Below are 24,356 nucleotides of genomic sequence, written 5' to 3' on the forward strand. Positions count from 1 at the left end.
ATTCGATCCGGGGAAGAAGCCGCGAACCACCAGCAGTTGTTCCCTGCAGAAATCACCGATCGTGATGAATCGGCGCCGCAGGAGGAACCCGTGGAACTGCGCCAGCTCCAGTACTTCGCCGCCGTGGCCGACGAGGGCGGCTTCAGCCGGGCCGCCGAGCGGCTCGGCATCGTGCAGTCGGCGGTCAGCCAGCAGGTCCGCCGACTGGAACGCGAGCTGGGCGTCGCGCTGTTCGACCGTTCCACGCGGCACGTGCGCCTCTCCGCCGCGGGCGAGCGGCTGCTGCCCGAGGCCCGCGCCGTGCTCGCGGCGGCCCTGCGTACCCGGCAGGTCGCCGCCGACATCGCGTCCGGCGACGAGGGGCTGCTCCGCCTCGGCACCGTCCAGGGGCCGGGCGACCGGACGTACCGCCTCCTGGACGAGCTGCGGCGCACGGCTCCCCGGCTCCGGGTACGGCTGTGTCGGCTGCCCCTCACCGAGCGGCTCGCGGCGGTGCGCTCCGGCGAGCTGGACGCGGCGCTGGTGCGGGCGGCGGTGACGGCGCCGGGGCTCGAACTGCTTCCGGTCTGGCGGGATCCGCTGTACGTGGCGCTGCCCGAGGAGCACCCGGCGGCAGCCCTGCCCGACGACGGGCCGGAGCCCGCGTCCGGCCCCGCCCCGGCGAGCGCCCCGCCCCTGCGCCTCGAACAGCTGGCGGGCCTCCCGCTGCGCCTGGCCCCGCGCGAGCACAACCCGCCCTTTCACGACCTGGTGACCGGCGCGCTGCGGGCCGCCGGGGTGGAGCCGCCGCCCGGGCCGCCGTTCACCACCCTCCAGGAGACCCTGACCGGCCTGGCGGAGCAGCGCGCCGACTCCCCGTCCTGGACGGTCTTCTACGAGGTGACGGGGCTGCCGCCGGTGCCCCGCGTGGCCGTACGACGCCTTGCCGCGCCCGAACTCACCACGTCCCTCGCCGTGTTGCCCGGCCCGCCCGGCCCGCCGCTGCGCCACCTGCTCCAGGCGCTGCGGGCCTGAGGCTCAGCCGGTCCGTCCGCCGCCCGGGCGCGGGTCGTCCTGGTGCTGCTGCTGGTAGTGGCCGCGCCAACGCGGTGTCGCCGCACCCTCCATGAGCACCATCACGACGTCGTGGGCGAGTGAGTCCGTCACGGGCAGATGCCCGAAGAGCACGCGGTGGTACGTGGTGGCGCCGAGCATGTCCAGGAGCAGGTCGATGTCGGCGTCGGGCCGGATGTCGCCCCGCTCGATGCCCCGGCGCAGCGCCGCCTCCGTCGTGGCCCTGCGGGGGCGGAAGAGGGTTTCGGTGAAGACGCGGTCCAGCTCCGGATCGTCGGCCAGTTCGGCCACGAGCGCGGGCAGCGTCCTGCGTCCCAGCGTCCCGCCGAACGCCTGGCTCAGGGTCTCGACGCCGAGGATGAGATCGCAGTGCGTGCAGCCGGTGTCGGGGGTGGGCGCGGTGCCCACGGTCTCCGCGAGCGCGGCGACGACCAGGCGCTGCCGGGAGGGCCAGCGGCGGCGGATGGCCGGCTTGGTCGTACCGGCGCGGCGCGCGACGCCCTCCATCGTCAGGTTCGGGTAACCGGACTCCTCCAGGAGCGCCAGCGTCGCTTCCAGGATGGCCTCGTCGAGCCGTGCGTCGCGGGGCCTCCCCGTCCGGCCGGTCTCTGGGGCGGAACGAGCGGCGTGGGCCACGGACTCGGGGGTTGCCATGACGGTCAGTATAGGTAGCATCTATTTTCGTTCCGTTCCGGATCGAAACTTAAAGAGGAGGGTCGACCTTGCCGTCCGAGCAGGAAACGACCACGCAGGAAACGACCACGCAGGAACCGCCCGCGCGGGAATCGGGTACGCAGACACCGGGTGCGCGGGAATCGGGTGCGCGGCAGGCGCCCGCGCCGAGCGCCCGCCCCGAGAGCGCCTTCCGCGCCCCCTACTCCGCCCTCACCTGGGGCATCGTGCTCTCCGTCGGACTCGTCGCCTTCGAGTCGATGGGGGTCGCCACCGTGCTCCCCGAGATCGCGGGCCGCCTCGGCGGACTCAACGCGTACGGCTGGGGCCTGTCCGCGCTGATGCTGGCCAACCTCATCGGCACCGTCGCCGCGGGCGTCGCCGCCGACCGCCGCGGCCCGGCCCGCCCGCTCGCCCTCGGCCTCGCGGTCTTCGCCGTCGGCTGCGCGCTCGCCGGGGCCGCGCCCAACTGGCCCGTCTTCCTGGCCGGGCGGTTCCTCCAGGGGCTCGGCGTCGGGGCGGTCATGGCGCTGGCATACACCGCCATCGCGCTGGCCTATCCGCAACGCCTGCGTGCGCGTATGTTCGCCCTGGTCTCCGGCGCCTGGACCGTGCCGTCCCTGGTGGGCCCGAGCATCGCCGCCGTGATCTCCGACCAGGTGTCCTGGCGCGGCGTGTTCGTCCTGCTGCTGCCCCTGATCGCGGCCGCGGCGGCGCTCGCGCTGCCGCAGCTGCGCCGCCTCGGGAGCCCGGGAGGCCGGCAAGACCCGAGCCCGGCCGCGACGGCGACCCCGTGGTGGTCCACCCCCGTCACCCGCAGCGTCCTGCTCGCCGCCGGGACCGGCCTCCTCCTCGCGGGCCTCCAACTGCGTCAACTCGCCCTCCTGATCCCCCTGGCCGCCGTCGGCGCCGCCACGGCCGTGCTCGCGCTGCGCCGGGTCACACCGGCGGGCACGCTGTCGGTGCGCCGGGGCGTTCCCGCCGGTGTCGTCCTGCGCTTCCTGCTCTGCGGCGCCTACTTCGGCAGCGAGGCGTTCCTGCCCCTGGGCCTGGTCAGGCTGCGCGAACTGAGCGCCACGGAGGCCGGGTTGGGGCTCTCGGCGGGCGCCATCACATGGGTGCTCGGGGCGACGTGGCAGGGCCGGGCCGACAGCCGCTGGAGCGGGCGGTCGCGGGCCGTGCCGATCGCCGCCGGGTTCGCGGTCCTGCTCGTGGGGATCGCCGTGATGGCGCTCGGCGTCCTGGTCGACGAGGTGCCCGCCCTGACGGCCGTGGCGGGCTGGGCCATCGGCGGCGCGGGCATGGGCGTGGCCTTCAACGCGGCGACCACCGACGCCATGGAGCAGGCACCGGCCGACCGGCAGGGCGAGGCAAGCGGCTCGATGCAGCTCGCGCAGACCCTCGCGGTGGCGGTCCTCAGCGGCCTCGGCGGGGCCGCCGTGACCCTGTCCGCGGCCCACGGCGGCTCGGTGTCCCTCGCCCTGACGGTGACCTTCGCCCTCACCGCGGCACTCGCTGCCGCCGGAGTCCTGACGGCGCGTCGCATCAGGCCCCGCGCCGCCTGACAGGCGCCGGCCCCGGTCCAGTGCCGGTGATGCCGCTGTCCGACGGCGGCATCACCGAACGCGGGCACCCGACGCCCCAAGTGACGTACGGAATCGTGCCGTCCATCACTGCCCGAAACCGCCGCGCCGCGCCCCAACCGGCCCCAAGGGCCTCCCTCCGCCCCGCTGACCAGCGCGCCTGCCCCAACTCGCGCCGGACGCGCGCGCCTTGCGTCGCCCCGGCGCGATCACGTGCCGCAGGTGTGCGGTAGCTGACAGTTCCGATTGTCAGGGCTATCCCCTAGGCTTGACGTCATGCCCCTCACCCCTCAACCCCATGGTTCCGTGCGGTCGTCGGCCGAGTTGAACGAGCGGATACGCGGCCTGTGGCTGCGTGCGGGCGGCCGCCTCTCCGTCGAACAGCGGCGGGAGTACGAGCAGTTGGTGACCGAGTGGGCCGAGGCGGTACGGGCGGAGATCGTGCAGGCCGCGTAAGCGGCACACAACGGGGGCGGTACGCACGCATCTTCCGCACGTGAGCCGTCCATCGGCGTCACCGCACCGGAGGTCCGCCCTCCACCGAGGAATTCCTCACCGCGCGCGAGCGATCCGGACCCGCTCGCGCGCACCCTCTCCCCCCTCGACCAGACCCATCCGGACCCGTCCGGGGCCATCCGACCCCATCCAGGCCCCTCCGGACGGGCACATCGAGCCACCCCGGCCCCCTGCGGCACAACGACTCACGCCCGGCCTCTTGGCTCCGCACCCCCGGTGCCCAAGACTGACCCGATGACGCAGCGCGTGGAACTCGCCGCAGTCCTTGACCGGTTGGCCATCGACACCCTCATCACCGACTACGCCATCACCGTCGACGACGGCGACTGGGACGCCTACCGTCGGCTGTTCGCACCCGAAGGACGCGCCGACTACCGCTCCGCCGGCGGCATCGAAGGACCCGCGTCCGAGGTCGCCGACTGGCTCACGGAGTCCCTGCGGATCTTCGCGGTACGCCAGCACCTCATCGTCAACCGCAGAATCCACTTCGACGTCCGCGACCAGGACATCGGCGACACCGCCCGGATACAGGCCGACTACGCCAACCCCATGCGGTTCGCGGACAAGGCCGACAGCGCGGGCACCGCACCCGACTTCGAATGCGGCGGGCGGTACGCCTTCACCGCTGTCCGCACCACCAACGGCTGGCAGCTGCGTCAGGTCGTCGTCCAGGAGAAGTGGCGCAGACAGAACTGGTCCGACCCGGTTACATGAACCAGGCGCCCCCTGTCCTAGATCGTCAGGGGCGCGCACACTGAACGTACGACGGCGGGGGGGCACCGGCCGCGTCGGACGGATCGGGGCAGAAAGGCGCGCTGCATGGACGCACTCGGCAGCAAGCGGCGGCACCGATGGGTGCCGCGGTGGGCGGACGCGACAGCGTGGCGGCGCGGTGATCGCACCACCATGGAGCAGCGCACCGCCCCGTGGCGGCGCGCCGACCTGGCCTCGCCGTGGCAGCGCGGTGCCCTCGCCGCCCTGTGCGGCGCCCTGCCCGCCCTGGCGTTCCCCGCGCCCTCCTGGTGGTGGTTCGCGTACGTCGCGCTCGTGCCGTGGCTGCTCCTCGCCCGCTCGGCCCCGACGGGCCGTCGCGCGGCCCTGGACGGATGGCTCGGCGGGCTCGGCTTCATGGTCGCCGTGCACCACTGGCTGCTGCCGAGTCTGCATGTGTTCACGCTGGTCATCGCCGCGCTGCTCGGCCTGCTGTGGGCGCCGTGGGGCTGGCTCGTACGCCACCTCATCGGCGGTACGCCCTCCCCGGGGCGCGCGGCCGCCGCGCTGCTCGTGCTTCCGTCCGGGTGGCTGATGGTGGAACTGGTGCGGTCCTGGGAGGGGCTCGGCGGGCCCTGGGGGCTGCTCGGCTCCAGCCAGTGGCAGGTCGAGCCCGCGCTGCGACTCGCGTCGGTCGGCGGGGTCTGGCTGGTCAGCGCCCTGGTCGTGGCCGTGAACACCGGGGTCGCCGTGCTCGTCGCCCATCGCGGCGCCCGCGTCCCCGCCGTCGCCGGTCTCGTCGCCGTCGGCGCGGCCACCACGGCGGCCTGGACCTGGTCCCCGCGCCCCGAGCCCGCGGGCCACATCCGCGTCGCCGTCGTCCAGCCCGGCGTCATGAACGGCATCGACAGCGGCGACCAGCGGTTCGCCCGCGAGGAGCACCTGACCCGCTCCCTGGCGGGCCGCGATCTGGACCTCGTGGTGTGGGGCGAGAGCAGCGTGGGCCACGACCTGACCGAGCGGCCCGATCTGGCCGGGCGGATCACCGCACTGTCCCGGCAGGTCGGCGCCGACATCCTGGTGAACGTCGACGCGCGCCGCTCGGACCGGCCGGGCATCTTCAAGAGCTCGGTGCTCGTCGGCCCCCAGGGGCCGACGGGTGATCGCTACGACAAGATGCGTCTGGTCCCCTTCGGCGAGTACGTGCCCGCCCGCTCCCTGCTCGGCTGGGCGACCTCCGTCGGCAAGGCCGCGGGCGAGGACCGCAGGCGCGGGGACCGGCCCGTCGTCATGACCATCGGCCAAGGTCGAGGTCAAGGCCAGGGACAGGGGCTGCGGATCGGGCCGCTGGTGTGCTTCGAGTCGGCGTTCCCCGACATGAGCCGCCACCTCACGCGCGAGGGCGCGCAGGTGCTGCTCGCCCAGTCCGCCACGTCGTCGTTCCAGCACAGCTGGGCGCCCGAGCAGCACGCGTCGCTCGCGGCGGTGCGGGCCGCCGAGACCGGCCGCCCCATGGTGCACGCCACCCTCACCGGCGTCTCGGCCGTCTACGGCCCGAGCGGCGAACGCGTCGGCGCGCCGCTCGGCACATCGGCGTCGAGCACCGCGGAGTACGAAGTTCCGCTGGCCACCGGCACCACCCCGTACGTGCGGTTCGGCGACTGGCCGGTGCACGCGGCCCTCGTCGTGCTCGCGCTGCTGTGCGCGGCGGAGGGCGCGCGGGCGCTCAGGAGGCCTGATCCTGAACGGCCCGCACCACCCGCTCGCACAGCTCATGGCTCGCCAGCGCGTCCCGCGCGCTGAGCACCTTGCCCGCGCGCACGGAGTCCAGGAAGGCGAGCACGACCTGCTCGATGCCGCGCTGCCGCGCCACCGGCACCCAGTCGCCGCGCCGCCGCACGGTGGGCTGGCCCTTGTGGTCGACGACATCGGCGAGGTTCAGGACCTGCCGCTTGGTGTCCTGGCCCGAGACCTCCAGGATTTCCTCCGTGGACCCGCTCAGCCGGTTCATCACGCCGATCGCGGTGAACCCGGCGCCCCCGAGCTGCAGCACGACGTGTTCGAGCAGGCCGTTCTCGACCCGGCCGCGCACGCTCACGTCGTCGATCTGGCCGGGCGCGAGGAAGCGCAGGGTGTCGACGACGTGGATGAAGTCGTCGAGGACCATGGTGCGCGGGTCCTCCGGCAGTCCCACGCGGTTCTTCTGCATCAGGATGAGCTCGCGCGGGTGCTCGACGCACTGGGCGTAGCCGGGGGCGTAGCGGCGGTTGAAGCCGACAGCGAGGCTCACGTTCCGCTCCTCGGCCAGGTCCACGAGGCGCTCGGACTCGGCGAGTTCGTACGCGATGGGCTTGTCCACGTACGTCGCCACCCCGGCTTCGAGGAGGCGGCCGACGATCTCGGGGTGGACGGCGGTGGGCGCGTGCACGAAGGCCGCGTCCAGGCCCTGGGCGAGCAGGGAGTCCAGGTCGGTGTGGCGGCGCTCCCCCGGCACGTGGTGGACGGCGGCGACGCGCTCCAGGGTGGCGGGGGTGCGGGTCTGGAGGTGCAGTTCGACGCCGGGCCGGGCGGCGAGCACCGGGAGGTACGCCTTCTGCGCGATGTCGCCGAGTCCGATGCAGCCGACCTTCACCACTGTCTCCCTATCGTCGTGCCGGTTCACGCTCCTGCGCCCCCGAGCCTGTTCCCGCAGCATACGGGGGCTGGGGCGGCCGCCAGTCGGCGATGGAGGCGAAGCCCCGCATGACCATGTCCGGGCCGAGCCCGGCCGCCGTCCGCACCAGGGCGTCGCGCACCGCCCGCAAGGGGCCACTGGTGACGTGGTTGAGGCGGGCGGTGCGGGCTGCCCGGCGCACGATCGCCGTGGTCCGTGGCACGCGCACCGCGCTGTACGCAGCGAGGCCCGCGAAGAGGTCGGCGTGCGGTGCCGCGTGGTGGGCGAGCACGACGGCGTCCTCGATGGCCTGGTTGCCGCCCTGGCCGAGGGTGGGCGCCATGGCGTGCGCGGCGTCGCCGAGGAGGACGGCCCGGCCGCGGTGGTGAGCGGGCAGCGGGTCGATCAGGTGGCGCACGTCGTTGCGCAGGACGTCCTCGGGGCGGGCGGCGGCGATGATCCCGGGGATCGGGTCGTGCCAGTGCGCGAAGCGCCGCTCCAGTTCGGCCTTCTCGTTGTCGGGGGCGCGCCCGCCCTCGGGGACGAGCGCGGTGGCGTACGCGTACACCCGCCCGTCCTTGAGCGGCTGGGTGCCCCAGACTCCGCCGCGCCCCCAGGTCTCGTGCGGCGCGAAGGGGCGTTCGGGCGCGGGCACGATGAGCCGCCAGGCCGTGAAGCCGGTGTACGCGGGCGCGGGGTGCGCGGGGAACAGGGCCCCGCGGACGGCGGAGTTGATGCCGTCGGCGCCGACGACGAGGTCGGCCTCGATGTCGCCGTCGGGGGTCGTGACGACGGCCCTGCGGCCGGGGCCCCCGCGGTCGGTGAGGCGGGCGTCGACGTCGGTGCGCAGGCAGTGCGCAGGCAGTACGGCGACGAGCAGGTCGACCAGTGTCGCGCGGTGCAGCAGCACCAGCGTGCCACCGAACTCCCGCGTCGTCGCGGCCGCGCTGGTCCGCACGATCCAACGCCCGTCCTGCGCGCGCACCCCGCCCACGCCTTGCCACGCCGCCAGGTCGCGCACCCGGTCGCCGAGGCCGAGCACGTCCAGGGCGCGCTGGGCGTTGGGCGCGAGGCCGATGCCGGAACCGACGGGCTCCAGGGACACGGCGCGCTCCAGGACCGTGACCCGCCAACCGGCCTTGTCCAGGCCGATGGCGGCGGTCAGACCGCCGATCCCACCGCCTATGACGACGGCGTGGGGCTGGGGAGATTTCGCTGTTCCGGGCATGATCTCTCCTTGTCGCGCGCATACTTGGCAAAGGCAGCACCGCTGGCAACTACAGATGTAGTGCCGACACTCAGACGCTACTACATCTGTAGTGAGAACGGTAGGCTGGGCCACATGCCTGTACGTGCCACGGGGACAGCCCGCACCGAACTCATCGCCGACACCGCCCTCTCCCTGCTCGCCGAGCGCGGCATGCGCGGCCTCACCCACCGGGCCGTCGACGAGGCGGCGGGGCTCCCTCCGGGGTCGACGTCGAACCACGCCCGCACCCGGCTCGCCCTCCTGGAGGCCGCGGTCCGCCGACAGGCCGAGCGCGAGAACGACGTCCTCACCCCGAGCGAGCTGCCGGACCCGGCGGGCGACCGCGACACCCTGATCTCCGGCCTGGCCGTGGCCCTGCACCGCTTCCTCACCGGCGACGCCCACCGCGGCCTGCTCCTGTCCCGCTACGAACTCGCCCTGGAGGCGACCCGGCGCCCCGAACTGCGGTCGTACTACGACTCGGCGGGCGCCCAGTTCCGGGAGCCGCTGCGCGAACTGATGGTCGCCGCGGGCTCCAAGGAGCCGGAGCGGCACACGCTGTCCCTGGTGGCGTGGTGCGACGGCATGATGTTCTCGTGCGTCGCGGGTTCGTACCACGCGACGGCTCCGACGGTGGACGAACTGCGGGACGGCTTCGGGGAGTTGCTGCGGGGGCTGCTTGACGGGAAGGGGCGTGGAGGGGCGTAGGGCGGGAGCCGTCGCCCGGCGGCGCGCGCCGGTGTCACCCGTGCGGGGCATGCGGACGCGTTCGGCGCCCGGGGACACGCCGGGGGCAGCAGAGTGGCGCGGGTGCAGCGATCGACGACCGCCTCGGTGACCACTTCGGTGCTCCTTGTGTCCACGTCCGTGGCCGTGCTGGCGCTCTCCGGGTGCATGGGGGTGGAGCGGGCGGGCGGCCGGGGCGCGGTGTCGGCGGGCCCGGCGACGCCCCCGCGGGCTCCGTCGAGTCGGCTGCCGCGGGCGGTGCAGGACCCGGCGCGAGACGCGCTGGAGCGCGGCGGCCCGGCGGACTTGCCGTCGCGCACCGCGCCCCCGCGCACGAAGGCCACGCCGTCCGACCGACCCTCGACCACGTCGCCCTCGCCCACCGAAGGCACCGCCGCTCGCGAGCGTGACGAGCACCGCGGACGCCTGGACCCGCCCCCGCGCCGCCATGACAGCCGCCCTCAGGGCCCCGATCGCGACGGCGAGGAGACACCCCGCCGCTCCGACGCGCCGCCGGGCATCCGCGCCGAGGTCGACCTGTGCGCGCTCGGCCGCACGCACGGGGGCTGGGAGCCGGACAGTCCGCAGGCAGCCATCTGCCGGGCGGCGTACGGGCGTTGACCGGGGTCGACCCTCGGCGGAGCGGGCCCGATCCTCCGTGCTGCCCGGCCTGGGCCTCGGGCGACCCGGCCGCCTCGGCTGGCCCGGCTGGCCCGGCTGGCCCGGCTGGCCCGGCTGGCCCGGCTGGCCCGGCTGGCCCGGCTGGCCCGGCTGGCCCCAGGGAGCCAACCACCCCGGCGGAGCCCCTACTCCTCCACCGCCCCCTCCCCCACCTGCGCCTCAAGGCGGTCCAGTGCCGCCCTGATGCCGTCCCCGTAACCGTCGTCGCCGAGCGCGCCCACCGCGCCGCGGGCCAGGCGCAGATGGCTGCGGGCCGCCTCGGGGCGGGCGAGCTTCACATAGTCCGCGGCCAGGTTGAGGTGCAGCGAGGGGTAGAACCCGCGCACCGCGAGGGACTGGTGGTGGGCGCCGACGCGTTCGTCCGTCAGCTCCTGGGCCGCCGACAACGCCCTGAGGTCCCAGGCGAGTTCGTCCGCCGGGTCGTCCTGGGTGTCGGCCATGTAGTGCGCGAGGGTGCAGCGGTGCAGGGCGTCGCCCTCCTCGCCGATCTCCGACCAGAGCACGAGGAAGCGTGTCCGCGCCTCCTCGCGGTCGCCCGCGTGCTGGAGCATGACCGCCTGCCCGATCCGGGTCATCATGGCGTCTTCGTCGTCCGTCGTCTGTTCCTGCCGCTCCGCCACCGCGTCGCCCTCCGCGTCCGCCGGACGTGCCGCGGGCCGGGCGGGGCCCCGCGGCAGGTCCGACGTCAGTCCGTCGTCAGCTGTCAGTCGATCCGTCGGTCGTTCGTCAGCCGTGGGGCCGTCGGCCGGTGTCCGGCCACCGGCCCCACGAGTCGGTTCCGACGCTAGCGGCCACCACTGACAATCGCGGTCAGGCGCGGTGCGACGCGGGGCGCTCCCGCCTGCTCAGCCCAGGTCGGGGATGCGCCAGTCGATGGACTCGTGCCCCTGGGCCGCCACCGCCTCGTCGATCTGCGTGAAGGGCCGGGAGCCGAAGAACTTCTTCGCGGACAGCGGCGAGGGGTGCGCGCCCTTGACGACGACGTGCCGCTCGGTGTCGATGAGGGGCAGCTTCTTCTGGGCGTAGTTGCCCCACAGGACGAAGACCGCCGGGTCCGGCCGCTCGGCCACCGCGCGGATCACCGCGTCGGTGAACTTCTCCCAGCCCTTGCCCTTGTGGGAGTTGGCCTCGCCGGAGCGGACCGTCAGGACCGCGTTCAGGAGCAGCACGCCCTGCTGGGCCCACGGCATCAGATAGCCGTTGTCCGGCACGGGGAGGCCGATGTCCTCCTTCATCTCCTTGTAGATGTTCCGGAGCGAGGGCGGGGTCCTCACTCCGGGGCGGACCGAGAAGCACAGGCCGTGGCCCTGGCCCTCGCCGTGGTACGGGTCCTGGCCGAGGACGAGGACCTTCACCCCGTCGAAGGGCGTCGCGTCCAGCGCGGCGAACACCTCGTCGCGCGGCGGGAAGACCGGGCCCTTCGCACGCTCCTCCTCGACGAACTCGGTGAGCTCCTTGAAGTAGGGCTTCTGCAGTTCCTCGCCGAGGACTCCGCGCCAGGACGCGGGCAGCATGGCGATGTCGGTCACGTCAACAACCTCCGGGGTGCGTTCACTTCTGCACCACAGAACCTACCGGCGGCCACTGACAATCCACCGCCCCCGGCCCCGCCGCGCGGCCCCGTGCCCGCGGGGAAACCGCCGCCTACCAGCTCGTCTTCCGCCCGAGTTCCCACATCATCATGATCGCCGAGGGATCGAGGGCCCGCTCGGCGCCCGAGATCTCCTCGCTCGCCATGACGTACTGCTTGCCCTGCCACACCGGCAGCAGCCGCACATCGTCGACGAGGATCCGCTGGGCGCGCTCGAACTGGTCCACGACATTGCTCCGGTCGGCCTCGCGGCGCGAGCGCGGCAGCAGTTCCTCGGTGAGTTCCCGCGACGGGTAGGGCATGTTGTGGACGTTGCGCTCGCCCACGAAGGGCGCGATGAAGTTGTCCGCGTCCGGGAAGTCCGGGAACCAGCCGCGCCCGAAGACCGGGTACTCACCGCGCTTGTAGGCCGCGTCGAACTCCTTCCACGGCCGCCCCTTGACCGTGATCTCGAACAGGCCCGAGGCCTCCAGCTGCCGCTTGATCTCGGCAAACTCCGGCTCGGTCGCCGAGCCGTAGCGGTCGGTGGTGTACCAGAGCGTGAGCGGTACGCGCTCGGTGATGCCCGCCGCCGCCAGGATCCGCCGTGCCTTGGCCACGCTCGGGTCGCCGTAGGCGTCGAAGAAGCTCGTGCCGTGCCCGGTGACACCGCGCGGGACCATCGAGTACAGCGGCTCCACGGTGTCCTTGTAGATCTTGTGGGCGATCGCGCCGCGGTCGATCACCTGGGCGAACGCCTTGCGCACGGCGGGCTTGCGCGCCCATCGGTCCTTCGGGTTGAACACCAGGTAGCGGATCTCGGTGCCGGCGCCCTCGACGAGCCGGATGTCGCTGGACTTGTCCGGGCCCTGCTGCGCCACGATGTCCCGCGCCGCGAGACCGCGGAAGGTGACGTCGACGTCCTTGTCACGCAGTGCCTCGACCATGGAGTCGGAGTCGCGGAAGTAGCGGATGGTCACGGCGTCGTTCTTGCGGTCGGCGGCGCCTTCGTAGTGGCTGTTCTTGGTGAGTTCGGCCCGGTCACCAGTCTGGTAGGACTCGAGAGTGTATGGCCCGGAGCCGTTGATCTCGTCGCCCTCGCGTATTTTGTCGGCCGGGTACTCGCGGGGGTCGACGATCGACATGGCGGGGGTGGCGAGGACGAAGGGGAACGTGGCGTCGGGCTTGCGCAGCCGGAAGACCACGGTCCGGTCCCCCTTGGTCTGCACGGTCCGCAGCGCGCCCAGAAGTCCGGCCGGACCGCCCTTGACGTCGATGCGCCGCATCCGGTCGATGGAGAACTTCACGGCCCGCGCGTCCAGCTCGTGGCCGTCGGAGAACTTCAGCCCCGCGCGCAACGTACACGTGTAGACCATGCTGCTGCCGTCGGTGAACCGGCAGCGCTCCGCCGCGTCGGGCTGGGGCTCGGTGGCGCCGGAGGGGAAGCTCAGGAGCGTCTGGAAGATGTTCCGGTACAGCTCCCACGAGCCGTCGTAGGCCGCGGCCGGATCGAGGGTGCTCGGCGCGCTCGTCGTACCGACGGTGATCGTGTCGCCGCCGTCCGAGCCCTCGGAGGACAGCACACCGCAGCCGGCGACGAGGGACAGGGACGCGAGCAGGGTGACCGGCCGCCGACAACGCGGGGGAACTCTTCTGAACACGTGCACGCTCCTCGGTCTGCCGTGCCATGGATCGGCAGACCATACCGCAGTGCCCCGCCGTGCCAACCAGGCTCACCGACGGGGCACTTCATGCGGGAGAACATCACGTACGCACGGAAATCCAGGCCTTCTTCACGGTTCCTCCGGTTCCGGCGGCCGATGTCCGGTTCCGTCAGCCGACGCCCGCGTTGAGGAACATGCCGCCGTCGACCTGGAGCGTCTGACCGGTGATCCAGTCGGACTGCTCGGAGGTCAGGAACGCCGCCGCGCCGCCGATGTCGGACGGCACTCCGAGCCGGCCGAGCGGGTAGGCCGCCGCGGCCTCCTCCTCGCGGCCCTCGTACAGCGCCTGCGCGAACTTGGTCTTGACCACGGCCGGGGCGATGGCGTTGACCCGCACCTTCGGCGCGAACTCGTGCGCCAGCTGCAGGGTCAGATTGACCATGGCGGCCTTGCTGATGCCGTACGCCCCGATGAACGGGGAGGGCGCGACACCCGCGATGGAGGCGATGTTGACAATCGCGCCGCCGTGCTCGCTCTGCCAGGCCTTCCAGGTGAGCTGGGCGAAGCCGAGCGCGGAGATCACGTTGGTCTCGAAGACCTTGCGGGCCACGTTCAGGTCCATGTCGGCCATCGCCCCGAACACCGGGTTCGTACCGGCGTTGTTGATGAGGAAGTCGACGCGACCGAACGCCTCCATGGCGCGCTCGACAGCGACCGCCTGGTGTGCCTCGTCGTGGGCCTTGCCCGGGACGCCGATGACGCGGTCGGCGCCGAGCTTCTCCACGGCCTCCTTGAGCGCGTCCTCGTTGCGCCCGGTGATGCACACCCGGTCGCCGCGCGCGACCAGCGCCTCCGCGATGCCGTAGCCGATGCCGCGGCTCGCTCCGGTGACGAGCGCCGCCTTGCCGCTGTCCTGCACTGCCATCTGTCCTGTTCCTTTGCGCTTGGTCCGGTGCTTGTCGGGCGTGCCGCTAGTCGAGCGGTCCACCGGCCACATACATGACCTGCCCGGACACAAATCCAGCCGCGTCACCGGTGAAGAAGGCGATGGCGTTGGCGATGTCCTCCGGCCTGCCGACGCGCTGCACCGGGATCTGGGTGGCGGCCGCGGCCTGGAAGTCCTCGAAGCCCATGCCGACGCGCTCGGCGGTGGCCTTGGTCATCTCGGTGACGATGAAGCCGGGCGCCACGGAGTTGGCGGTGACGCCGAACTTGCCGAGCTCCTTGGCGAGCGTCTTGGTGAGGCCCTGCATGCCCGCCTTGGCGGCCGCGTAGTTGGCCTGGCCGCGGTTGCCGAGCGCGGAGGAGCTGGAGAGGTTGACGATCCGGCCGAAGCCTGCGTCCACCATGTGCGCCTGACAGGCGCGGGACATCAGGAACGCGCCGCGCAGATGCACGTTCATGACCGTGTCCCAGTCGCTCGCGCTCATCTTGAACAGCAGGTTGTCGCGCAGCACGCCCGCGTTGTTGACCAGGATCGTGGGCGCGCCGAGCTCCGCCGCGATCCGGGTGACGGCGGCCTCGACCTGGGCCTCGTCGGCCACGTCGCAGCCCACGGCGATCGCCTTGCCACCGGCGGCGGTGATCTGCTCGACGGTGTCCTTGCAGGCGGCCTCGTCGAGGTCGATCACGGCGACGGCGCGGCCCTCGGCGGCGAGCCGGACGGCGGTCGCCGCGCCGATGCCTCGCGCTGCTCCGGTCACGACCGCGACGCGCTGCTCAGTGGTGGACATGCTGGCTCTCCTCGCCCTTGGGGTGCGGCTCTCATGCCGTGCGGATCTTCTGGAGGTGCGGTGCCGCGGCACTCCCAAGTGAGCGACCGCTTAGTACCTTCAGCAGACGAGACGCTAGAAGCCCTGACACCCGGTGTCAACGGCCCCCCGGCCACTGTGACTCATTACGTCTCCCGCGGGCCCGGAACCGGCCGGACGGCCCCAGGGCCTGTCCGACGGGCCGAACGGGCCCCTAGCGCACCAGCAGCTCCACCAGGCGCTCCACCTCGGCCTCGGGGTCCGCGGTCAGGCCCGTGTGCACCGGCCCCGGCTGGACGACGGTGGAGCGCGGCGCGATCAGCCAGCGGAAGCGCCGCCCGGCGTCGTCGCCAGCCGCCTGCCCGGCCGCGGCGCCGCCCGCGCAGACGCCCTCGACGGCCGACAGCGCCGCGCGCACGCCCGCCGCGTCGGCCCCGGGGTCCAGGGCGCGCAGCTTCGCCTCGTCCAGATGCGTGCGGGCGGCCACGTAGGACTTGGCACGGCAGTAGAGCACGACGCCCGCGTTGAACTGCTCGCCGCGCTCCACGCGGGGCACGACGCGCAGCAGCGCGTACTCGAAGACGTCCCGCGCGGGGGCGCTGTTCGGCTCGGCCGTGCCGGTCGGCTCAGTCGTGCCGGTCGGCTCAGTCGTGTCGGTCGGCTCAGTCGGTTCGCTCACTTCGCGGCGCCTTCCAGGGTGATGCGTTCGTGGATGCTCTGCGCGCGCGGGAGCAGCGTCTCGGCGTACGCGCGCCGCACCTCGTCCGGTGTGTCGAAGCCCGGCTCGTCGGCCAGCCACGCGTCGGGCACGTCGGCGGTCACCTCGGCGAGCAGGTCCGCGGTGACCCGGGGGGCCAGGTCGGCGGCGGCCGCGGCGAGGTCGGGGGCGTACCGGGCGAGGACGTGGTCCGCGGCGTCGTACGGCTTGGCGGCCGCGGTCGGGGCCGTCGGCCAGTTGTGGTGCCAGATCATGCTCGCGCCGTGGTCGATGAGCCAGACGTCGCCGTGCCACACCAGCAGGTTCGGGTTGCGCCAGGAGCGGTCCACGTTGTTGATCAGTGCGTCGAACCAGATGACGCGCCCGGCCTCCAGCGGGTCCACCTCGAAGGCCAGCGGGTCGAAGCCGAGGGCACCCGGCAGGTAGTCCATGCCCAGGTTCAGCCCGCCGCTCGACTTCAGGAGCTGCTGCACCTCCTGGTCCGGTTCGCCGAGGCCGAGGACCGGGTCGAGCCGGATCGCCGCGAGTCCCGGCACGCGCAGCCCGAGGTGGTGGGCGAGGCGCCCGCAGATCACCTCGGCGACGAGCGTCTTGCGGCCCTGGCCCGCGCCCGTGAACTTCATGACGTACGTCTCGTAGGCGCCGCGGCCGTCGTCGGTCTCGACGAGTCCGGGCAGCGATCCGCCCTCACGCAGCGGCGTGACGTACCGGACGGCGGTGACTTCGGTGAGCATCGCCCCAGGTTACTGCCGAGGTCCGACACTCCGGCCGCTCCCCTGGAGCCCTCGCCCGCCCCCTGCCGAAACGCCTCCATGGTGCCTACAGTCACCCCATGAACTCCCCTGGCCTCCCGTCCCAGTTCGCCCGCACGCACCGCTTCGCGTTCGGGGTGCCGCGCGGCTTCACCGTGTCGCGGGACGGCGCCCGTGTGCTGTTCGTGCGCTCGACGGCGGGCGACGACCCGGTCAGCAGGCTGTGGCTGTACGAAGTCGGGGCCGATGCGGGGAAAAAGGCAGGGGCAGGGGCAGGGGCAGGGGCCTCGGCGGGCGAACGCGCCGAGGGCGGGCCCGGTGGCGAGCGGATGCTCGCGGATCCGCTCGCGCTGGGCGCCGCCGGGCCGGTGCCCGAGGCCGAACGCGTGCGCAGGGAACGCGCGCGGGAGGCCTCCCAAGGAGTGGTGTCCTTCGCCACCGACGACTACGCGCGCGTGGTCGCCTTCGCGGTGTCGGGCGCCCTGTGGACGGTCCGCACGGACGGCGGCGCGCCGCGCCGGATCGGTACCCCGGGCCCCGTCGTCGACCCGCGCCCCTCGCCCGACGGCTCGCTCATCGCGTACGTCACCGGGGGCGCCCTGCGCGTGGTCGGCGCCGACGGCACCGGCGACCGGGCCCTGGCCGAGCCCGAGGGCGACGAGGTGACGTACGGGCTCGCCGATCACGTCGCCGCCGAATCCATGGACAGGCACCGGGCGTTCTGGTGGTCGCCGGACAGCGATGCCCTGCTGGTCGCGCGCGTGAACACCGCGCGCGTGCAGCGCTGGTGGCTCTCCGACCCGGCGCACCCGGAGCGGCCGCCACGCTCGGTGCCGTACCCGGCGGCGGGCACCGACAACGCGGAGACGACCCTGCACGTCCTGCGGACGGACGGCTCGCGCGTCGCCGTCCGCACGCCGTCGGAGGCGTCGGAGGCGTCGGAGGCGTCGGAGGCAGCGAACGCGTCAGAGGCCGCGGATCGAACCTCGGTGCACTCGCACGGCTCCGAGCACGCCTCGGAGCGCTCAGGGGACGACAACGCGCCCGCCTGGACGGACACCGCCTTCGACTACGTCCTGCGGGCCTCCTGGGACGCGCACGGCCCCCTCGTCACCCTCCAGACCCGCGACCAGCGCACGGCGTGCGTCCTGGAGGTCGACCCGGAGAGCGGCGCGTGCCGCCAGGTCGACCAGCGGCACGAGAGCCCGTGGCTGGACCTCGTCCCGGGCACCCCGGCCCGCCTCGCGAACGGCACGCCCGTGCTGCACCGGCTCGTCGACCCCGACACGGCGGGCCTGCGCGTGGGCAGCGTGGAGACGCCGCCGGGACTGCATGTGCGCGCCGTGCTCGCCATCGTGGGCGAGCGGGTGTGGCTGACGGCGTCGGACGAGCCCACGGAGGCGCACGTCTGGTCGTGGTCGGTGGCCGGTGCGGCGGACGGTCCGGTCCGCACCACCGCCCCGGTGTGCCTCAGCCGGGGCCCGGGCGTGCACACGGCGGCGGTCGGCGGGGACACCGTCGTCCTCGACAGCCGGACACCGGACGGACACACGGTGACCGTGCTGCGCGACGGGCGGCCCGCGGGGCGGATAGCCGTGCTCTCCGAAGAGCCCGTCGTGAAGCCGAACCCCCGTCATCTCGCCCTCGGGGAACGTGCGGTGCGCGGCATGCTGTTCCTGCCGTCGTGGCACGAGGAGGGCTCCGGGAAACTGCCGGTCCTGCTGTGTCCGTACTCGGGCCCCTCCGTCCAACTCGTGACGCACGCGCGCGCGTGGTGGACGGTCGTCGCCCAGTGGTTCGCCGAGCAGGGCTTCGCGGTGCTGACCGCGGACGGGCGGGGCACGCCGGGGCGCGGGCGGGGCTGGGAACACGAGGTGTACGGCGATCAGTTGACGCCCGTCCTCGACGACCAGGTGGACGCGGTGCGGGCCGCGGCCGAGCTGTTCCCCGACCTCGACCTGGAGCGGGTGGGCATCCGGGGCTGGTCCTTCGGCGGCTATCTCGCGGCGGGCGCCGTGCTGCACCGGCCGGACGTCTTCCACGCGGCGGTGGCCGGAGCCGCGCCCTCGGACCTGCGGCTGTACGACACGCACTGGAAGGAGCGCTTCCTGGGGCACCCGGACGTACAACCCGCGCACTACGAACGTTGCTCCCTGGTGGCGCACGCGCACCGCCTGTCGCGTCCGCTGATGCTGGTCCACGGCCTGTCCGACGACAACGTCCTGCCGGTGCACACGCTGCGCCTGTCGTCGGCGCTGCTCGCGGCGGGGCGGCCGCACACGGTCCTGCCGCTGCCCGGGGCGAGCCATCTGGTGGCCCAGGAGGACGCTGCGGCCAATCTGCTGAATCTGGAGCTCGACTTCCTGAAAAAGTCCTTGAACGTCTGAACAACCCGGCGCCGCCGTCCGTACCATCCGGCATGACTGCTTCCAGGGAAGACAGGGCCGACACCGCCGAGCCGCTCCTGCCGACGGCGGACAGCCCCACCACCCCCCTCTCCGCACGCCCCTCGGGCCTCTGCCTGAGCACCTCCTCGCACTCCGCCGGATCCCCGAGCCCCACCCGTCGCGCCGTCGTCGCCGCGGCGGGTGCCGCGGGCCTGGCCGCCGCGCTCGCCGCCTGCGGCTCGGACGACGGCAAGGACTCGTCGGAGCCCGCCGGTGAGGCCTCCGAGAAGGACGAGGGCGGCGGTGGCGGCGGTGCCGTGCTCGCCAAGACGGCGGACATCCCCGTGGGCGGCGGCAAGATCTTCAAGGACGAGAACGTCGTGGTCACCCAGCCGAAGAAGGGCGAGTTCAAGGCCTTCTCGAACCGCTGCACGCACAAGGGGTGCCCGGTGACGAGCGTCGAGGGCGGCACCATCAACTGCCCCTGTCACGGCAGCAAGTTCGACATCACCGACGGCAGCGTGAAGCAGAACCCGGCGCCGAAGCCGCTGCCCGCGACGAAGATCACCGTCGAGGGCGACTCGATCAAGCTGGCCTGACGCGGAAGCTCTCCGAGGTCGGCGAGGGCCGCGTCGCGCCGGGTGCTCACCCGGAGCGGCGCGGCCCCTGCCATGCGCCGAGGATCTCCTCCGTCGTGGTGACGGTGGCGACCAGGGCGAGGGTGTTCTTGACGACGGCGGGGGTGTACTCGGCGGGGACGCCCGCGATGGCGTCGGCGGGCACCACGGCGGTGTAGCCGAGGTTCACCGCGTCGAAGACGGCGTTCGGTATCGCCACGTTGGCCGAGACGCCGGTCACGACCAGGGTGCGGCAGCCCAGATTGCGCAGGAGCGCGTCGACGTCGGTGCCCGCGATCGGCGACAGGCCGTGCAGGCGGCGTACGACGAAGTCCTCCTCGGCGACCTCGATCGGCGGCGCGATCCGCACGGCCGTAGTGCCGGACAGCTGCTGCACGGGAAGCCGTTCGGCGGCGCGGAAGAGCCGCGCGTTGCGGTTGGCGCCGCGTCCGTCGGGGCGGCGCTCGGCGACGGCGTGCAGGACCTGGACGCCGCCGAGGTGCGCGGCGTGCACCAGGCGGGCGACGTTGCCGAGCGCGCCGGACGAGCGGGCCTCCTTGGCGAGTTCGGGCAGCGCGCTGTCGGTGCCGACGACGCCCTGTTGGCACTCGACGGTCATCAGGACGGTGCTCGCGGGGTCGACGATCTCCTTGAGCTGTGCGTACGACGGCATGCTTCCCCCTGTCGCGGACCACGGGCCGACCGGTGCCGCGCGCCTGCCGGGCAGCGGTGCCCCGCGGGCGGAGATCGCGGTGCGCGGGAGGCTAACCGGCATTGCGTCACGAAGGAAGACGCCCCATGCTTCTCTGACGCTCAGTCAGTCATGCGGTCGGCGCCCGGTCCGGCGGTCGCGCGGTGTGCGGTCTGCCCACCCGGTCGGGCGGTCGCGCGGTGTGCGGTCTGCTGCCCGGTCCGGCAGTCGCGCCGTCCGCTGTCGGTCTGAGCGACGAGACGGGCTCTTCGGCAACGGGAGGACGACGCATGGCCACCACACAGCGGCGCGGTCGCCGGATCATGATGACGCCGGGCGAGGTGGACGCCTTCCTCGCCGCCGAACGCACCTGCCGGGTCGCGACGGTGTCCGCCGACGGCGCCCCGCACGTCAGCGCGCTGTGGTTCGCGTGGGACGGCACATCCCTGTGGCTGTACTCGATCACGCGCAGCAAGCGCTGGGCCGAGCTGCGCCGCGACCCGCGCGTCGCCGTCGTGGTCGACGCCGGTGAGCAGTACGGGGAGTTGCGCGGCGTGGAGTTGACCGGCACCGCGGAGTTCGTCGGCGAGGTGCCGCGCACCGGGGAGCCGTGCCCGGAACTCGACCTGCCGGAGCGGCTGTTCGCCCGGAAGAACTTCGGCCTGGAGGAGATGGTGCACGACGGCCGGCACGCGTGGCTGCGGCTCAGGCCGGACGCGATCGCCTCCTGGGACTTCCGGAAGCTGGCGCAGCTCTAGGACCTGTGCGGTGGGTCGGCCTCAGTCCGACCCCAGGCCACCCCGGCCGCCCCTCGCCCAGCCCCACCACCCCTGGTTCAGCCCAACCACCCCTCGCCCAAGGGGCCGACACCCCCTCACCCCAGCCCCGCCCCCGCCACCCGCAGCGCCTCCACGGCCGCCCGGATCGAGGGCCGCCGGTCGGCGTCCGCGCGCCACACCACGTACACATGCCTCCGCACCCGGTGCCGCACCGGGACCGTGCGCACGCCCGCGGGCATCGGGTCGCGGCCGAGCCGCGGCGCCACGCAGACCCCGAGCCCCGCCGCGACCAGCGCGAGCTGGGTGTGGTGCTCCTCCGCGCGGTGCCCGATGCGCGGCTCGAAGCCCTTCGCGCGCAGCGTGAACATCAGCCACTCGTGGCAGAACTCGCCCTCCGCCCACGTGATCCACTCGTCGTCCGCGAAGTCCTCCAGGTCCACCTCGGGGCGGTCGGCCATCGGGTGGGCGACCGGCATCGCGACGTCCGCCGGGTCGTCGATGAGCGGTGCCTTCATCAGGCCATCGGGCACCGGAAGCGGCTTGTTGTACCAGTCGAGGACCACCGCCAGGTCCAGGTCGCCGCGCACCACGCCGTTCACCCCCTGCTGCGGCTCCAGCTCCTGGGCGCTGACGCGCAGCCCGGGGTGGCGCACGCGCAGGGACGAAAGGGCGGCCGGCAGGAGCCCGCGCATCGCCGTCGGGAACGCGGAGATCCGCAGCTCGCCGACCGCCTGGCCGCGCTGCCGCTCCAGGTCGGACTGGGCCAGCTCGACCTGGGAGAGGATGCGCGCGGCGTGCTCGGCGAGCAGCCGTCCGGCGTCGGTGAGGCGCACGCCCCGGCCGTTCTTGGCGAGCAGTTGCTGGCCCACCTCCCGCTCCAGCTTGGTCATCTGCTGGGACACGGCGGACGTGGTGACATGCAGGCCCGCCGCGGCGCCGCTCACCGATCCGTGCCGGGCGAGGGCGTCGAGGGTCCGCAGGCGCTCCAGGTTCAACATGTAAGCGATGCTACGCGATACAGGGCAATAAATCTCGCTTGTACTAAGACGTCGGATGCCCCATGGTGGCGTGCATGAGCACCTCCGCGGCCCCTTCCGCGCCGATGTCCGTCCCCGAGCCGACCCTCGCGTCGGACCCACGCACCACTCCCGGCACACACGCCGCGTCCACCACACCCGGGGAGCCCGCCAGGCCCACGGAGCCCGTCGGGCGCCGCACCCTGGACTGGCGCGTCCGCTTCGCCTTCCTGTCCCTGATCTGGGGCTTCAGCTTCCTCCTGATCAAGGTCGGCACGGAGGGGTACGCGCCGTTCCAGGTCACCTTCGGGCGGCTGTTCTTCGGCACGGCGGTGGTCGCCGCCGTCCTGGTCGTCAAGCGCGAGCGGCTGCCGCGCTCCCCGCGCACCTGGGCCCATCTGTCGGTGGCGGCCCTGCTGCTCAACGCCCTGCCGTTCTCCCTCTTCGCCTACGCCGAGCTGACGATCCCCTCGACGCTCGCGGGCATCTGCAACGCGACGTCACCGCTGTGGGGCATGGTCCTCTCGCTCGCCGCGCTCTCCGAGGACCGCCCGACGCGGCGCCGGGTCGCGGGGCTCGCGCTCGGCTTCGTCGGCGTGCTCACGGTGCTCGGCGCCTGGCAGGGCTTCAGCGACCTGGAGCCGCGCGGCACGGCGATGGCACTGCTCGCCTCGCTGAGCTATCCGATCGGCTGGATCTACGTCCGTCGCACACTGGCGGGCTCCGGCCACTCGAACCTCGCCCTGACGGGCACGCAGTTGCTCCTGGCCACCCTCGAACTGGCCGTCGTGACGCCCCTGTTCACGTCCATGCCGAACCACCTCCCGGTGGTGCCGCTGCTCGCGATCGTCGCCCTGGGCGCGCTCGGCACGGGCATCGCGCTGCTGATCCAGTACGGCATCGTCGCCGAGGTCGGCCCGACGATGGCCCAGATGGTCACGTACTTCATCCCCGTCATCGCGACGGCGGCGGGCGTCGCGGTGCTCGGCGAGTCGCTGACCTGGACGACGCCCGTCGGAGCCGTTGTCATCCTGGCGGGCGCGGCACTCACCCAGTCGAGACCGCGGGCCCGCGCAGCCCAGGGGACGTAAGGCGCACCGGGGGACGCGGAGCACCCACGGGGCACGGCGGGCCCAGCACCGCCCGAGCCGCCCCCAAGGGCATGGCGCGCCCTCCACTCGCCCATCGCCCCCAGCCACGCCTCCGCCCCCTTCTCCCTCAGCCATACCTCCACGCAGGCACCGGCCCGACAGCCGCCGCGACCGCGTCCGCCACCGCGACGATGTCGTCGCCGGACAGCGGGGACACGGTGATCCGCACCCCGGGGGGCGAATCGAGGCGGTACCGCGCGCCGGGCGAGACCGCCCAGCCCGCGTGCAGCAGGCTCGCGACCACGCCGGTCTCGTCCGGGACCGGCACCCACACGTTCATCCCGCTGCGGCCGCGGGCCGCGACCCCGCGCGCGGCGAGCGCGTCGATCAGCGCGTCGCGTCTGCGCCCGTACGCCGCCGACACCTCCCGCGCGTCCACCGCCCCGCCGTCCCAGAGGCACAGGACGGCCCGCTGGAGCACCTTGCTGACCCACCCGGGGCCCAGGCTGATCCGCCCCTGCACCCGGTCGACCGTCTCCGCGTCCCCGGTGAGCACGGCGAGCCGCAGGTCCGGGCCGTAGGCCTTGGCGGTGGAGCGGACGAAGGCCCACGCGCGCGTGGCTCCCGACAGCGTGTGCAGCGGCAGGTCGACGATGCCGTGGCCGTGGTCGTCCTCGACGACGAGCGTGTCCGGGTGCGCGGCGAGGACCGCACGCACGGCACGCGCGCGTGCCGCGCTGATGGCCGCCCCCGTCGGGTTCTGGGCGCGGCCGGTGACCAACAGGGCCCGGGCACCGGACCGGAGCGCCCGCTCCACGTCGTCGGACAGCGGCCCGTCGTCGTCCACCCGGACCGGGACCGGCCGGAGCCCGAGCCCCGACACGAGGTCGAGCACGCTCCCCCAGCCCGGGTCCTCGACGGCCACCGCGTCGCCCATCCTGAGGCGCACGGCGAGCACCCGCTCGATGGCGTCCAGCGCCCCGGACGTGAGGGCGACCGGCCCGTCCGGCACCCCGTCCGCGTCGAGGTCCGCTCGCGCGCGGCGCTGGAACTCCGGCAGCACCGGCGCCTCCCCGTACAACGCGGGGGCCCGGTCCGACTGCGCCGCGGCCGCCGCGAACGCCCCGGCGAGGGGCGGCAGCAGGGCCGCGTCGGGGTTTCCGCTGGACACGTCGCGCACGCCGGGCGGCACGTCGAGGCGGACGTAGTCGCGGGCCGTCGTGGCGGGCTTGCTGCGGACGCGGCTGCCGCGCCGACCGGCCGTCTCGATCACGCCGCGCTCGCGCAGCGTGCGGTACGCGGCCGCGACCGTATTGGGATTGACGCCCAGCTGAACCGCCAACTCCCGCATCGGGGGCAGCGATTGCCCCGGCTCCAGCACACCGCCGCTCACCGCGCGCTCGACGCTCGACGCGATCTCAGCTGCGCCGCGCCCCTCGATCGGATACTCTCCTAGCACAAAGAACATTATGCACT

At 73.5% G+C, this 24,356-nt stretch carries 24 protein-coding genes; 11 read left to right on the forward strand and 13 right to left on the reverse strand.

Annotated elements, in window-relative coordinates:
* Positions 1-90 precede the first annotated feature (90 nt).
* Entirely contained in the window at positions 91-1,014 is a 924-nt protein-coding gene (locus ACZ6AA_RS12340; protein WP_468482197.1) for a LysR family transcriptional regulator, read from the forward strand.
* Between the two features lie 3 nt (positions 1,015-1,017).
* Here ACZ6AA_RS12340 and ACZ6AA_RS12345 read toward each other — a convergent pair whose 3' ends face one another.
* A complete protein-coding gene (locus ACZ6AA_RS12345) occupies positions 1,018-1,707 on the reverse strand; it encodes a TetR/AcrR family transcriptional regulator (RefSeq protein ID WP_471457784.1) in 690 nt (229 codons plus the stop codon).
* Between the two features lie 68 nt (positions 1,708-1,775).
* Between ACZ6AA_RS12345 and ACZ6AA_RS12350 the strand changes: the two genes are divergently transcribed.
* The 4 genes from ACZ6AA_RS12350 (at position 1,776) to lnt (ending at position 6,338) form a co-directional block, all read left to right on the forward strand.
* Positions 1,776-3,290: an MFS transporter gene (locus ACZ6AA_RS12350; RefSeq protein ID WP_471457786.1), complete on the forward strand. Its 1,515-nt coding sequence runs from the start codon at positions 1,776-1,778 to the stop codon at positions 3,288-3,290.
* A 294-nt stretch (positions 3,291-3,584) separates the two neighbouring features.
* Entirely contained in the window at positions 3,585-3,764 is a 180-nt protein-coding gene (locus ACZ6AA_RS12355; protein WP_078619226.1) for a hypothetical protein, read from the forward strand.
* Positions 3,765-4,058: 294 nt separating this feature from the next.
* Positions 4,059-4,538, forward strand: coding sequence for a nuclear transport factor 2 family protein (locus tag ACZ6AA_RS12360; RefSeq protein ID WP_471457788.1), 480 nt, complete (start codon positions 4,059-4,061; stop codon positions 4,536-4,538).
* 192 nt (positions 4,539-4,730) lie between these two features.
* Complete coding sequence (lnt, locus tag ACZ6AA_RS12365; RefSeq protein ID WP_471457884.1) at positions 4,731-6,338, forward strand: apolipoprotein N-acyltransferase; 1,608 nt, start codon at positions 4,731-4,733, stop codon at positions 6,336-6,338.
* On the opposite strand, the gene ACZ6AA_RS12370 is transcribed toward lnt, so the two are convergent.
* Both ACZ6AA_RS12370 and ACZ6AA_RS12375 read right to left on the reverse strand, forming a co-directional pair.
* Entirely contained in the window at positions 6,262-7,167 is a 906-nt protein-coding gene (locus ACZ6AA_RS12370) for a Gfo/Idh/MocA family protein (protein WP_471457790.1), read from the reverse strand. The two genes, lnt and ACZ6AA_RS12370, sit on opposite strands and share 77 nt — an antisense overlap.
* 10 nt (positions 7,168-7,177) lie before the next feature.
* On the reverse strand, positions 7,178-8,416 hold the full coding sequence (locus ACZ6AA_RS12375; RefSeq protein WP_471457792.1) for an FAD-dependent monooxygenase: 1,239 nt from the start codon (positions 8,414-8,416) through the stop codon (positions 7,178-7,180).
* Between the two features lie 114 nt (positions 8,417-8,530).
* On the opposite strand from ACZ6AA_RS12375, the gene ACZ6AA_RS12380 reads away from it, so the two are divergent.
* A complete protein-coding gene (locus ACZ6AA_RS12380; RefSeq protein WP_471457794.1) occupies positions 8,531-9,145 on the forward strand; it encodes a TetR/AcrR family transcriptional regulator in 615 nt (204 codons plus the stop codon).
* 102 nt (positions 9,146-9,247) lie between these two features.
* Positions 9,248-9,784, forward strand: coding sequence for a hypothetical protein (locus tag ACZ6AA_RS12385; RefSeq protein WP_471457796.1), 537 nt, complete (start codon positions 9,248-9,250; stop codon positions 9,782-9,784).
* 185 nt (positions 9,785-9,969) lie between these two features.
* On the opposite strand, the gene ACZ6AA_RS12390 is transcribed toward ACZ6AA_RS12385, so the two are convergent.
* The 7 genes from ACZ6AA_RS12390 to ACZ6AA_RS12420 form a co-directional block, all read right to left on the reverse strand.
* Entirely contained in the window at positions 9,970-10,464 is a 495-nt protein-coding gene (locus tag ACZ6AA_RS12390) for a hypothetical protein (RefSeq protein WP_468459667.1), read from the reverse strand.
* 225 nt (positions 10,465-10,689) lie between these two features.
* Positions 10,690-11,373, reverse strand: a complete 684-nt coding sequence (gene ung, locus ACZ6AA_RS12395; RefSeq protein ID WP_468459668.1) for a uracil-DNA glycosylase — start codon at positions 11,371-11,373, stop codon at positions 10,690-10,692.
* 115 nt (positions 11,374-11,488) lie between these two features.
* Positions 11,489-13,075 carry an ABC transporter substrate-binding protein gene (locus ACZ6AA_RS12400; protein ID WP_468482191.1) on the reverse strand — a complete coding sequence of 529 codons (1,587 nt, stop codon included), beginning with the start codon at positions 13,073-13,075 and terminating at the stop codon, positions 11,489-11,491.
* 172 nt (positions 13,076-13,247) lie between these two features.
* Positions 13,248-14,003, reverse strand: coding sequence for an SDR family oxidoreductase (locus tag ACZ6AA_RS12405; protein WP_468462283.1), 756 nt, complete (start codon positions 14,001-14,003; stop codon positions 13,248-13,250).
* 46 nt (positions 14,004-14,049) lie between these two features.
* A complete protein-coding gene (fabG, locus tag ACZ6AA_RS12410) occupies positions 14,050-14,811 on the reverse strand; it encodes a 3-oxoacyl-ACP reductase FabG (protein ID WP_468462281.1) in 762 nt (253 codons plus the stop codon).
* A gap of 232 nt (positions 14,812-15,043) precedes the next feature.
* Complete coding sequence (locus ACZ6AA_RS12415) at positions 15,044-15,397, reverse strand: DUF3037 domain-containing protein (RefSeq protein ID WP_468462289.1); 354 nt, start codon at positions 15,395-15,397, stop codon at positions 15,044-15,046.
* 107 nt (positions 15,398-15,504) lie between these two features.
* A complete protein-coding gene (locus ACZ6AA_RS12420) occupies positions 15,505-16,281 on the reverse strand; it encodes a HipA family kinase (protein ID WP_471457799.1) in 777 nt (258 codons plus the stop codon).
* A 98-nt stretch (positions 16,282-16,379) separates the two neighbouring features.
* Between ACZ6AA_RS12420 and ACZ6AA_RS12425 the strand changes: the two genes are divergently transcribed.
* Together ACZ6AA_RS12425 and ACZ6AA_RS12430 are read left to right on the forward strand one after the other, a co-directional pair.
* Positions 16,380-18,686: a S9 family peptidase gene (locus ACZ6AA_RS12425; RefSeq protein WP_471457800.1), complete on the forward strand. Its 2,307-nt coding sequence runs from the start codon at positions 16,380-16,382 to the stop codon at positions 18,684-18,686.
* Between the two features lie 32 nt (positions 18,687-18,718).
* Positions 18,719-19,285, forward strand: a complete 567-nt coding sequence (locus ACZ6AA_RS12430; protein WP_468462275.1) for a Rieske (2Fe-2S) protein — start codon at positions 18,719-18,721, stop codon at positions 19,283-19,285.
* Positions 19,286-19,331: 46 nt separating this feature from the next.
* Here the strand turns inward: ACZ6AA_RS12430 and ACZ6AA_RS12435 are convergent, their stop codons facing one another.
* Positions 19,332-19,976: a cysteine hydrolase family protein gene (locus ACZ6AA_RS12435; RefSeq protein ID WP_468482188.1), complete on the reverse strand. Its 645-nt coding sequence runs from the start codon at positions 19,974-19,976 to the stop codon at positions 19,332-19,334.
* A 308-nt stretch (positions 19,977-20,284) separates the two neighbouring features.
* On the opposite strand from ACZ6AA_RS12435, the gene ACZ6AA_RS12440 reads away from it, so the two are divergent.
* Positions 20,285-20,752, forward strand: a complete 468-nt coding sequence (locus tag ACZ6AA_RS12440; protein WP_468462271.1) for a pyridoxamine 5'-phosphate oxidase family protein — start codon at positions 20,285-20,287, stop codon at positions 20,750-20,752.
* A 116-nt stretch (positions 20,753-20,868) separates the two neighbouring features.
* On the opposite strand, the gene ACZ6AA_RS12445 is transcribed toward ACZ6AA_RS12440, so the two are convergent.
* Positions 20,869-21,771 (reverse strand): LysR family transcriptional regulator, encoded by a 903-nt coding sequence (locus tag ACZ6AA_RS12445; RefSeq protein WP_468462269.1) that lies wholly within the window; start codon positions 21,769-21,771, stop codon positions 20,869-20,871.
* A gap of 74 nt (positions 21,772-21,845) precedes the next feature.
* On the opposite strand from ACZ6AA_RS12445, the gene ACZ6AA_RS12450 reads away from it, so the two are divergent.
* The gene (locus ACZ6AA_RS12450) at positions 21,846-22,880 is read left to right on the forward strand and encodes a DMT family transporter (protein WP_468462267.1); all 1,035 of its coding nucleotides are present in this window, start codon (positions 21,846-21,848) and stop codon (positions 22,878-22,880) included.
* A 127-nt stretch (positions 22,881-23,007) separates the two neighbouring features.
* Here ACZ6AA_RS12450 and ACZ6AA_RS12455 read toward each other — a convergent pair whose 3' ends face one another.
* Positions 23,008-24,339, reverse strand: a complete 1,332-nt coding sequence (locus ACZ6AA_RS12455) for an aminotransferase class I/II-fold pyridoxal phosphate-dependent enzyme (protein ID WP_468462265.1) — start codon at positions 24,337-24,339, stop codon at positions 23,008-23,010.
* Between the last annotated feature and the right edge of the window lie 17 nt (positions 24,340-24,356).

The organism is Streptomyces sp. NPDC040610 (genome assembly GCF_055594065.1).